Annotated in this window: 7 protein-coding genes and 1 pseudogene; all 8 read left to right on the top strand. The window is 44.7% G+C overall.

Annotated features, from left to right (window positions below):
- Positions 1–148: 148 nt before the first annotated feature.
- Positions 149–850, top strand: coding sequence for a VIT1/CCC1 transporter family protein (locus B4J23_RS05165; RefSeq protein WP_291359083.1), 702 nt, complete (start codon positions 149–151; stop codon positions 848–850).
- A gap of 531 nt (positions 851–1,381) precedes the next feature.
- Positions 1,382–2,722, top strand: a complete 1,341-nt coding sequence (locus B4J23_RS05160) for an MFS transporter (protein WP_291359082.1) — start codon at positions 1,382–1,384, stop codon at positions 2,720–2,722.
- 40 nt (positions 2,723–2,762) lie between these two features.
- The gene (gene nirB / locus B4J23_RS05155; protein ID WP_291359081.1) at positions 2,763–5,309 is read left to right on the top strand and encodes a nitrite reductase large subunit NirB; all 2,547 of its coding nucleotides are present in this window, start codon (positions 2,763–2,765) and stop codon (positions 5,307–5,309) included.
- 24 nt (positions 5,310–5,333) lie between these two features.
- Positions 5,334–6,944, top strand: a complete 1,611-nt coding sequence (gene nirD / locus B4J23_RS05150; protein WP_291359080.1) for a nitrite reductase small subunit NirD — start codon at positions 5,334–5,336, stop codon at positions 6,942–6,944.
- A gap of 280 nt (positions 6,945–7,224) precedes the next feature.
- The gene (locus tag B4J23_RS05145) at positions 7,225–10,005 is read left to right on the top strand and encodes a nitrate reductase (RefSeq protein WP_291359079.1); all 2,781 of its coding nucleotides are present in this window, start codon (positions 7,225–7,227) and stop codon (positions 10,003–10,005) included.
- A complete protein-coding gene (mobA, locus tag B4J23_RS05140) occupies positions 10,002–10,640 on the top strand; it encodes a molybdenum cofactor guanylyltransferase (RefSeq protein WP_179993153.1) in 639 nt (212 codons plus the stop codon). Before B4J23_RS05145 ends, mobA begins: the two co-directional genes overlap by 4 nt.
- A 135-nt stretch (positions 10,641–10,775) precedes the next feature.
- Entirely contained in the window at positions 10,776–11,828 is a 1,053-nt protein-coding gene (gene moaA, locus B4J23_RS05135; protein ID WP_291359077.1) for a GTP 3',8-cyclase MoaA, read from the top strand.
- A 1-nt stretch (position 11,829) separates the two neighbouring features.
- Positions 11,830–11,972, top strand: a pseudogene (locus B4J23_RS14380) (MoaD/ThiS family protein); the annotation flags it as partial.

Genomic DNA, 11,972 nt, shown 5'->3' with positions numbered 1-11,972 from the left:
AAAGTGTCAACACACCCTAAATAAAACTCGAAAATATCTCTGAAAGTGAACATTCATATTTGAAATATTTAGCTTAAAGTAAGATGATAAAATAATAAGTGACTAAAATTTAAAATCTTATTTCATCCGCTAGAAGAACGAGAAAAATATGCCTCATTCCCATCATCATGAAAAACACTATATACAACGTTCTGGCTGGTTACGTGCCGCCGTGCTTGGTGCCAATGATGGAATTATTTCCGTGACCAGTCTGGTTGTTGGGATGGCAGCCAGTGGCGCTTCTTCACAAACACTTTTGATTGCTTGTGTTGCTGGCCTGATTTCTGGTGCGGCCTCAATGGCAGCAGGGGAATATATCTCGGTTAAGTCGCAACAGGATATTGAAAAAAATGATCTCGCCATGGAAGAGCGGGAACTAAATCTGCATCCCGTACATGAATTAAGAGAGCTGAAAAACATTTATATCAAGCGAGGTTTAGAAGCTGATCTAGCCGAAGAAGTGGCAAAACAGCTTACTGCACATAATGCCTTGGATGCGCATGCACGTGATGAGATTGGAATTCTGGAACAGACAGCTGCCCGGCCCTTTACGGCAGCATTTTCTTCAGCATCAGCATTTACGGTAGGTTCTTTATTTCCATTGGTATCCATTTTAGTTCTGCCTTCACATTTGCTAGATCAGGGCGTCATGCTGGTGGGAGTGCTTAGTCTGGGAATTATGGGAGCATTAGCCAGCTATGCAGGCGGTGGCAGTATGTGGAGAGGCGCACTGCGTGTCATGATTTGGGGCATCGTTGCTATGTTATTCAGTTTCTGGATTGGCTCTCTATTTAATGTTACTAGTACGTAATTATTTAAAAAATATACAATAAATTTTTATTAATCTAGATATATCCAAAATTTAATTGAAGTAGATAATTTGAAATTAAAATTTTTCAAATTTAATTGTATTAGACACATTTAGATGCTTAATTAGCTAACTCATTTAAAAAATTTAAATTTTAACTACAAGTTTTTCTTTAATTAAAAATACCTAATTTGATTATAGGCTTCCTTGCACTAAAGCTGTGCCAAAAGGCGCAGTGAAGTGGCAATTTTAAAATCTGGATATGAATATTCTCAGGAAAATAAGAAAGAGCTTGGTTCTCAGTCACTATAATTTAGAAAAAATATAAAAGTACCTTTCGATAAATAATATAAATACAAATACTTATTTATAGAATTATTTTATTGGCACGCTTTGTGCTTAATAGAATTTGAGTCAAAGACGACTCTAAAGAAATTTGTAAGACGGCCAATGACGTCCGTTCTGATCGCATCTGGTGTGCAGCGATTCGCATAGCAGATAAGCCTATACGTTCAGTTCTGGAAGGAGATGGTGATGTCTTCAAATTTATATGAAAAGAAAGCAACAAAAATAAGTCTTTTGAATTTCAGCAGCGCAGCAATGAGAGCCTTCCATATGAGTTGGCTCGCGTTTTTTGTCTGCTTCTTTGCCTGGTTCGCCTGTGCACCGCTGATGCCTGTGATCGCAGGTGAATTCAGCTTAACCAAAGATCAAATCGCTAATATCAATATTGCAGCAGTCGCGATCACCATTCTGGTTCGACTGATTGTCGGTCCACTATGTGACAAATATGGTCCCCGGAAAACCTATACCGCCTTACTCGTACTCGGCAGTATCCCGGTCTTTGGTGTGGCCTCTGCGAATAGCTATGAGTCCTTTCTGTTTTTCCGCTTACTGATTGGTGCCATTGGTGCCAGTTTCGTGATTACCCAATATCACACCAGCATCATGTTTGCGCCGAATGTGGTCGGTACAGCCAATGCAACAAGTGCAGGTTGGGGAAATGCCGGTGGTGGTGCGACTCAAGCCTTGATGCCCTTACTTCTGGCTGCGTTGGTGATGTTCGGTGTTGAACAGGCGATGGGCTGGAGAATTGCACTGATCGTTCCAGGCCTAATGATGGTGATCGTCGGTGCATTGTACTGGAAATTCACTCAGGACTGTCCACAAGGCAACTTTAAAGAACTGCGTGCAGCAGGAATCCAGGTAGGTAGCGAGAAAAAAGGTGGCATGGCAATTCTGATGCATGCTGCACGTAACTACCGTGTCTGGATTCTATTTGGCGCTTATGCGGCCTGTTTCGGTATCGAAATCTTCATTCATAACATCGTAGCCATGTACTACGTAGAAAACTTCAGCTTTGGTTTAAAAGAAGCAGGTATGACGGCCGGGATCTTCGGTCTGCTAGCCCTGTTTGCCCGTGCACTGGGTGGCATCGTTTCAGACAAAGTTGCCATCAAAAAAGGCCTGGACGGACGTACCAAAGTGCTGTTTGCCATGATCTTGATGGAAGGCTTATTCCTGATTTTATTCTCGCAAATGAACAGTGCCATGCTGGCCATCATCACAATGACTGTCTTCGCATTATTTACCCACATGGCATGTGGTGCAACGTATGCGCTGGTGCCATTTATTGACCGTGATGCCTTAGGTGGTGTGGCCGGCATTATCGGTGCAGGCGGTAACGTGGGTGCGGTCGCCGCAGGATTCTTACTTAAAGGCATGCTGGATATTCAAACCTGTCTGATGGCACTTGGCGGCCTGGTCGTGATTGCAGCAAGTTTTGTTCTGATGATTCGCTTCTCGGTTGAGCATAAGGCCAAAGAGCAAAAGCTATATGAAGAAGCTGTTCTTGAACGAAACAACCTGGCTTAAAACACAAGATACAAGATTTAGAAAATTTAGGAGAAGGAATATGAAACTGGTAATGATTGGCCATGGCATGGTAGGACACAAATTTATTGAATCTGTGCTTGAGCATGCGGGTGATGAGGTTGAAATCACGATTCTGGCAGAAGAGCCGCGTCTGGCTTATGACCGTGTACATTTAACTGAATATTTCACTGGAAAATCAGCCAAGGATTTAACCCTTTGCCGTAACGACTTTGCAGATGCGTATGGAATTGATCTACGTTTGAGTACCAAAGCGACTGCAATCGATACTGTTAATAAAACAGTCACCACTAATCATGGCGATGTGATTGCTTATGACAAACTGGTTTTAGCCACCGGCTCCTATGCTTTTGTTCCACCAATTCCGGGTAATGATCGTGAAAATTGCTTTGTTTACCGTACTATTGAAGACTTGGATGCCATTCGTGCAGCCAGCCTGAATTCAAAAACCGGTGTAGTAATTGGTGGTGGTCTGTTAGGTCTGGAAGCAGCTAAGGCACTACGTGACCTGAATCTGGAAACGCATGTGGTTGAATTTGCACCACGCCTGATGGCCGTTCAAATTGATGATCTAGGCGGTAAAGTATTACGCAGCAAAATCGAAGATCTGGGCGTTAAAGTCCATACCCAAAAAGCCACCTCGTCTATTGAAGATGGTGTCAATGCCAAGCACGTGATGAAGTTTGGTGATGGTGCTGAGCTGGAAACCGACATCATTCTGTTCTCTGCAGGGATCCGTCCACGTGATGAGCTGGCACGTCAAAGCGGACTGGCAATCGGTGAGCGTGGCGGGATCATGATCAATGATTATTGCCAAACTTCCAATCCAGACATTTACGCGATTGGTGAATGTGCGCTGTGGAATAACAAGATTTTTGGTCTGGTTGCACCAGGCTATGACATGGCACGTATTGCTGCGAAACATGTACTACAAGAAGAATGTGCAGCATTTGCTGGCGCAGACATGAGCACCAAGTTGAAACTGATGGGCGTTGATGTTGCATCAGTTGGTGATGCACATGCCATGACACCAGGTTCACTGAGCTACTTCTATGCCGATGAAGCAGCGCAGATCTACAAAAAAATCGTAGTTAATGCTGAAAAAACCAAACTGCTCGGTGCAGTGCTGGTCGGTTGTGCCAAAGAATATAACGACCTGCTGCAAATGATGCTAAATGGTCTGGAAATCCCGGAAAATCCGGAAAGCCTGATCATGCCGGGCTTTGATCAAGCGACTGCAAAAGCAGGCGGTAGCGGTGTAGACCTGCTCCCAGACAGCGCAACGATCTGTTCATGTAACAACGTATCTAAAGCGGATATCTGTTCAGCGATTGCCGATGGTTCAACTTCGCTTGGTGCACTGAAAAAATGCACCAAAGCTGCTACAGCTTGTGGTGGCTGTGCACCGCTGGTGACGCAAGTTCTGAAATCTGAGTTACAACGTCAAGGCGTAACAGTAAATAACCATCTCTGCGAACACTTTGCTTATTCACGCCAGGAACTGTATCACCTGGTTCGTGTGAATGAAATCAAGACCTTTGATGACCTGATCCAGCAACATGGTCATGGTCTGGGCTGTGATATCTGTAAGCCAACAGTGGCCAATATTCTTGCATCTTGCTGGAACGACTTTGTCCTGAAACCAAGCCATGCCGGCCTGCAAGACAGTAACGACTACTACCTCGGTAACATTCAAAAAGATGGTACTTACTCTGTCGTTCCTCGTATGGCAGGTGGTGAAGTCACTCCAGATGGTCTGATCATCATTGGTCAAATTGCTAAAGAATATGGTCTGTACACCAAATTGACTGGCGGCCAGCGTGTCGATATGTTTGGTGCGCAACTGCATCAATTACCAGAAATCTGGGAAAAACTGATCAATGCCGGTTTTGAATCGGGGCATGCTTACGGTAAATCGCTGCGTACCGTGAAATCTTGTGTCGGCAGCACCTGGTGCCGTTATGGTGTAGATGATTCTGTGGGCTTGGCGATCTATCTGGAAAACCGCTATAAGGGCTTACGTTCTCCACACAAACTGAAAATGGCCGTGTCTGGCTGTACCCGTGAATGTGCCGAAGCACAAAGCAAAGACGTGGGTGTGATTGCCACTGAAAAAGGCTGGAACCTGTATGTCTGCGGTAACGGCGGTATGAAACCACGCCACGCGGAACTGCTGGCATCAGATCTGGATACACAAACTCTAGTCCGCTATATCGACCGTTTCTTCATGTTCTATATCCAGACTGCAGACCGTCTGCAACGTACTTCAGTATGGCGCGACAATCTCGAAGGTGGCCTGGATTATCTGAAAGATGTCGTTGTGAATGACTCACTGGGTCTGGCAGCAGAACTCGAGCGTCGTATGGAGCATGTGGTGGGCACTTATCAGGATGAATGGCGTACTGCAGTTGAAGATCCAGAAGTCCGTAAACGTTTCAAAACCTTTATTAATGCCAAGGCTGAACAGCAAAACGATCCGCACGTTCAATTTACTGAAGTGCGCGGTCAGATCCGTCCAAAAACTGAAGCTGAACGCAATGCCAGCCGTATTCCGGTAGTTGAAGCCTGATTCAAAGAATAAAGGAGCAAGAATATGACAATGTTTAAAGATATGAATGAACTGAATTGGGTTGAAGTGTGTGCACTGGATGACATCACGCCTAATACTGGCGTTGCAGCTTTGGTGGAAGATCAGCAAATTGCGATCTTTCGTGTAGGTTCAGAAAAACGTGTTTATGCACTCAGTAACCAGGATCCATTTAGTAAAGCATTTGTGATGTCACGCGGCATCATTGGTGATCTGCAAGGTGAACGTGTAGTCGCTTCACCAATTTACAAGCAGCATTTTAGTTTGGCGACTGGCCGCTGTTTGGAAGATAAAGACCAAAAGCTACTGGTTTTTCCAAGCAAGATTGAAAACGGCAAGGTGTTCATTAGCCCAGTGCCACAAAAAACCTATATCACCAACAACGGTGTTTCACCGGAGAAAATGAAACTGGTACTGGTTGGTAATGGTCTGGCAGGCATGCGTTGTCTGGAAGACCTGCTGGATATGGCACCAGACCGTTATGAAATTACTGTGATTGGTGAAGAGCCGTGGGGTAACTACAACCGCATCATGCTGTCGCCAGTGCTTTCTGGTGAGAAAACCATTGATGACATCATGCTACATCCGCATGCATGGTATGCCGACAAAGGTATCCGTCTGGTTGCAGGTGATCCAGCGGTTCGTATCGATCGTCTGCGTAAGCAGGTTTATACCGAAAAAGGCGAAGTGATCAGTTATGACCGTTTAATTCTGGCGACGGGTTCCAAACCATTCGTTCCGCCAATTCCAGGTAGCGACTTAAAAGGTGTACTCAGCTTCCGCGACATTTATGATGTGAACAACATGCTGGACTACTGCAAAACCAAGAAAAATGCGGTGGTGATTGGTGGCGGTCTACTGGGTCTGGAAGCTGCTTATGGCCTGCAACAGCAAGGCATGAATGTCACAGTATTGCATCTGATGGATCGTATCATGGATCGTCAGCTGGACAGCAAAGCCAGTCAGATGCTGAAAACAGCGATTGAGCAGAAAGGTATCACCATCCTGACTGAAGCCAATACCGAATGCTTAATTGGTGAAGAAGGTCATGTGACCCAAGTGAAACTAAAAGATGGCACCGTGCTGGCTGCTGATTTGGTGGTCTTCGCAGTTGGTATTCGTCCAAATATCGCATTGGCGCAAAGTGCCGGTCTGCGTTGCAACCGTGGTGTGCTAGTGAATGACACCATGCAGACTTTTGACCCAAGTATTTATGCGATGGGTGAATGTATCGAGCACCGTGGTCAAACCTTTGGTCTGGTTGAACCACTTTGGGGCCAGGCGTTCATTTGTGCATCACATCTGGCCGAGCATGGCAGCCTGACCTTTAAATCGCCAACGGTTCCGACTCAGCTGAAAGTGAGTGGTTGTGATGTGTTCTCTGCAGGTGACTTCGAACCAAAAGATGATTTTGAAGATATCGTACTGAATGACGAGAAACGTCAGGTCTATAAACGCATTATTATTCAAAAGGATAAAGTCATTGGTGCGGTGCTGTTTGGTGATACGGAAGACGGTGCCTGGTATGCCGAACTGATTGCAGATCAAACCCCAATTGCAACGATTCGTAACAAGCTGCTTTTTGGTCGGGATTTTGCATTAAAGAAAGCAGGGTAAAAAATCAATTTGTCATGGTGAAACCAAGATTCGCGGAAACGTCATCCGCAACTGTTTGAGCCAAGACAAAATATGAAAATGAATGTTTCTGCGACCTTTTTGATACATGCCGGATGAGGGCGAGTTTTGCGGATGACAATGGTTTTGCCTACTTTTCCCGAAAGAAAAGTAGGTCGAACCGAAGGTTGATCCAAATAAATGAGTTGCATTGAAAAGACACCGTTGTAATGAACCTTTTTTGAAAAGAATTAAATTGTGTTTCAACTCCTAAGGAGCATCCATGAACAGTATTCCCGTTGTGGAAATTGAAAGCTCCACAGAATTAAAAACTAAAACTACACAGACCACGTGCCCATATTGTGGCGTGGGTTGTGGTGTGACTGCACATGTAACGCCGACCATATCAGGTTCGAAAGTGACTGTTGAAGGCGATGCCAATCATCCTTCTAATTACGGTAAGCTGTGTATTAAAGGCAGTAATTTGGCCGATACCCTAGGACTTGAAACTCGTTTACTACATCCAATGCTGGGTCGTAAAGATCAGCGTGAAGTCACGAGTTGGGATACTGCAGTTTCGTCCATTGCCAATAAATTCCAACAATATATCGACCAGTATGGTCGTGACAGTATTGCCTTTTATGTTTCCGGTCAGCTGCTGACCGAAGACTATTATGTAGTGAATAAATTCGTCAAAGGCTATCTCGGTACGGCGAATATTGATACCAATTCACGTCTTTGCATGTCCTCTGCGGTTGCGGCACATAAACGTGCCTTTGGCGAAGATTTGGTTCCAGTCAGTTACGAAGATTTCGAACATACTGACATGGTGGTACTGGTCGGTTCCAATACCGCTTGGTGCCATCCAGTATTGTACCAACGCATTATGAAAGCCAAAGAACAGCGTGACCTGCTTGTGATCGTGGTTGATCCACGCTTTACCAGCACCTGTGAAGCAGCAGATTTGCATTTGCCAATTCTGCCGGGTCAGGATGTGGCACTGTTTAATGGTTTATTACAGTACTTACATCAGCATGGTTACGTTGATCACGCATTTGTTGCGGCACATACCCAAGGGCTGGAACAGGCTTTAGCGAGCAGTTCTACTGAAGCTTCGATTGAGGATGTGGCTGCACGTACCGGTATTTCAGCAGTTAAACTCACTCAATTCTTTGAAAAGTTTGCCCAGACAGACAAAGTAATAACGTTGTTCTCCATGGGCGTAAACCAGTCATCACGTGGCGTCGATAAAGCCAACAGTATTATTAACTGTCATTTGCTCACCGGTAAAATCGGCAAACTCGGTGCAGCGCCATTTTCCATGACCGGTCAGCCAAATGCGATGGGCGGGCGTGAAGTCGGTGGTCTAGCCAATATGCTGGCTGCACATCTGGATTTAGAAAATCCGGGACATCAGCAGCTGGTACAAAATTTCTGGCAAAGCCCGTATATTGCTAAACAAGCAGGACTGAAAGCAGTCGATTTATTCCAGGCCGTTGAAAGCGGTAAGATTAAAGCCATCTGGATTATGGCCACCAATCCGGTGGTCAGCTTGCCAGATGCAGATCAGGTCAAACGCGCCCTGGACAAATGTGAATTCGTGGTAGTGTCTGATATCTGTCAGGATACGGATACCACACAATATGCTGATGTCTTGTTACCTGCTTTAGGTTGGGGGGAAAAAGATGGCACCGTGACCAATTCAGAACGTCGTATTTCCAGACAGCGTGCTTTTTTAGATGCACCGATGCAAGCCAAAGCTGACTGGTGGGCGATCAGTCAGGTGGCTCAGAAAATGGGTTTCACAGGTTTTGATTTTAATAATAGCCATGACATTTTTCTGGAGCATGCCCGATTATCTGCTGAGCAAAACTCTGATTTAAGTCAGCGATCTGAAACGCCATATTTCCGTTATTTCAACCTGCAAGGCTTAAGTAATTTAACTGCACAAGAATATGACGAACTGGATCCAGTGCAGTGGCCAGTTTGGGATAAGCATCAAGATGCGAAATCTGTCACCCGGTTATTTGCTCAAGGTCAGTTCAGTCATGCAGATGGCAAAGCCAAATTCATTGCAATTTCAGCGGTCAATCCGGTTCATCAAACCTCTAGTGAATATCCTTTAATTTTGAATACTGGCCGGATTCGTGACCAATGGCATACCATGAGCCGTACCGGTTTATCTGCAAATCTCAGCACGCACCGTGCCGAACCTTACTGTGAAATTCACCCGAATGATGCACTAAAATACGGGATTCAGGATGGTGAATTGGTTGAGGTGAAATCGCAGTGGGGCAATTGTGTCTTGCGTGCGACTATTAGTGACAATATCCGCCGTGGACAGGTCTTTGCCCCGATTCACTGGAATGATCAGGTCGCATCCGATGCCCGGATTGGCAAGGTGGTGAATCCGGTAGTGGATGCTATTTCGGGTGAGCCAGAATTCAAGCATACTCCGGTTATCATCCATCCATTTTATAGCCAGTGGCAAGGCGTATTTTATGTGCGTCAAGGCTTTGAAAAAATCGTACGGCCGTCGATTGAAGCCACCGTGTGGTGGACTAAAATCACTACCAGCAAGGCAATACGTTATGAACTGGCAGACCGGAAGAAATTTAGCTACACCACTGAGCATTTAAAAGAATTATTGCCATTTCAGGATGAAAGTTTTGAATGGCTGAATCTTGAAGATCAGACCGCCCACATCAGTCATAGCGTGATACTTCAGGATGGTCATGTGATTGCCAGCCTATATATTGCACCGAAGGCCTTATTGCCGGACCGCGACTGGGTGGCAAGTCTGTTTAAACGTGAACGTTTAAGTGCTATGCACCGTAAAGCCTTACTTGCTGGACAGCCGATGTCGATGGCAAATAATGAAGGTCCACTGGTGTGTAGCTGTTTTAAAGTCGGTAAAAACCGCATCATTGACACCATTAAAACTAAAAATATTACGGATGAAAAACAGGTGACCGCATGTTTAAAAGCCGGAGGGAATTGTGGTTCGTGTTTACCTGAAATCCGTGGCCTGATTAAAACATGTCAATTGGAGACGGTAGAATGAAAAAAGGAGCCGAGAGAGAAAATAATAAAACAGCCTATCCACGTACTGATCTGGTAATTCTGGCGGGTGGACAGGCAAGACGCATGAATGGCATCAATAAACTGTTGCAGAAATTCGATGACCAGATTCAGCTGATCAAGATTCACCAACAGCTGAAATCGAATGTTGCACAGGTCTGGATTAACAGCCATCGCGACTATTCCATTTACCAGAAACTTATTCCCAGTGTTCATTATTATCAAGATGATGAGCCGGGCTTTCAGGGGCCGTTAATGGGCATGAAAAGTGCCTGGTCGCATGTGCAGTCGGATTATGTACTGTTTGTCCCTTGTGACCTAACTTATATTCCTTCCAAAGTATTGCTCAAGTTACACCAGGCTCTAGCCAAAAATAGTCTGGCTGAAGTGGCCTATGTGGAAATTAACGGCAAGCCACTTTATCCATTTTGTCTGGTCAAACGCAGCAGTCTGGCAACCCTGAACTTACATCTTGAACAGGAACAGCGCAGTCTTAAACACTGTTTTGCTGATTTGCACGCACAAGTGGCACGTTTTAAAAATCGTGCGCTATTTTTTCACAGTATTAACTCGCTGGATGAACTGCAACAGTATCAACAGCTCAAATTTCTGCACTAAAAACTGAATATTTTGCTTTTGGCACAAAGTTGGAACACTTATTGCAATTCTAATTATTACAAGATTGGGCGATTTGAGTTTCGCGCACCGCATGTGTGCAACAACCCACCCAATGCCTGAAGATGGATGTTCAACATGAATATGATGACACAGCTTAAAAATGATGCCTTGTTTGTCGATCAATTCGGTCGTGGCAAGCGCAAGCTAAGGATTTCAGTGACCGATCGCTGCAATTTCAAATGTGTTTATTGTATGCCTGAACATCCTGAATGGATGAAAAAACACGATCTGCTCAGTTTTGAAGAGCTGTATCAATTTTGCGATTTTATGGTGCGTCATGGCATCCAGTATATCCGCATTACTGGTGGTGAGCCGTTAATGCGTCAGGGCGTAGTGCATTTTGTTGAACAACTGCAAGCGCTGAAAAAGCTGGGACTACAACGCATTTCCATGACTACGAATGCGCATTACTTAAAACAATATGCACAGGCCTTAAAGCAGGCGGGACTGGATGACCTGAATATTAGTTTGGACAGTCTGGATGCTGATCAGTTTAAACAGCTGACTCAAAAAGATTTGGCACCTGTGCTAGAAGGAATTCAGGCAGCACAAGCTGCAGGTTTACCGGTTAAGATCAATACCGTGCTGATGCAGGGTATCAATGATGATCAGATCCTGCCATTGGCGCGCTGGTCAGTTCAGCAAAATATTGTCCTGCGCTTTATCGAATTTATGCCACTTGATGGTGATCACAATTGGTCTACTGAGCATGTAGTCAGTGAACAATACATTTTAGAAACTTTGGCGACTGAATTTACGCTCACTCAAAAAACTAATAATTCTGCCCAATCAGCTTCGGAACCCGCACGCCAGTATCTGATTGATGGCCATCCGATTGGAATTATTTCAACCATTACCAATTCATTTTGTGGCAGCTGTGACCGCTTGCGATTGACTGCACAAGGTGAATTTTATAACTGCCTGTTTGCACCTCAAGGCTTGAATCTTAAAAAGGAAATCAAATCACTAAATTCATCTGTCGCTCTAAGTGAGTTGAATTTGTATGACGCTTTATCCCGATATATCTGGAACAAAGAACAGGGCTTTCATGCCATAGAGCAACGCTTGAAAAGTCAAAGTATGAATCAAAACAGCCGCAAAATTAGTATGCACATGATAGGAGGCTAAGATGTCACAGATCAGAATCAGAATTGAAGCCTTCGGTGCGGTAGAGCGACAGTTACCGCAAGATCTCGAAATTATCTGCAAATCTCAAAGTACCGTATCTGAAGTTTTGAATCAGGTGGGACAAAATTATCCTGATGCATTTGG

Source organism: Acinetobacter sp. UBA3025 (assembly GCF_002367915.1).
Classification (GTDB): domain Bacteria; phylum Pseudomonadota; class Gammaproteobacteria; order Pseudomonadales; family Moraxellaceae; genus Acinetobacter.
The sequence above is the reverse complement of the archived record's forward strand: the minus strand, read 5'-3'. Positions and strand labels throughout refer to the sequence as shown.

Bases quoted from the DNA above. Each gene is read 5' to 3' on its own strand.
- B4J23_RS05165 (WP_291359083.1), top strand. From the start codon at position 149: ATGCCTCATTCCCATCATCATGAAAAACACTATATACAACGTTCTGGC.
- B4J23_RS05160 (WP_291359082.1), top strand. From the start codon at position 1,382: ATGTCTTCAAATTTATATGAAAAGAAAGCAACAAAAATAAGTCTTTTG.
- nirB (WP_291359081.1), top strand. From the start codon at position 2,763: ATGAAACTGGTAATGATTGGCCATGGCATGGTAGGACACAAATTTATT.
- nirD (WP_291359080.1), top strand. From the start codon at position 5,334: ATGACAATGTTTAAAGATATGAATGAACTGAATTGGGTTGAAGTGTGT.
- B4J23_RS05145 (WP_291359079.1), top strand. From the start codon at position 7,225: ATGAACAGTATTCCCGTTGTGGAAATTGAAAGCTCCACAGAATTAAAA.
- mobA (WP_179993153.1), top strand. From the start codon at position 10,002: ATGAAAAAAGGAGCCGAGAGAGAAAATAATAAAACAGCCTATCCACGT.
- moaA (WP_291359077.1), top strand. From the start codon at position 10,776: ATGAATATGATGACACAGCTTAAAAATGATGCCTTGTTTGTCGATCAA.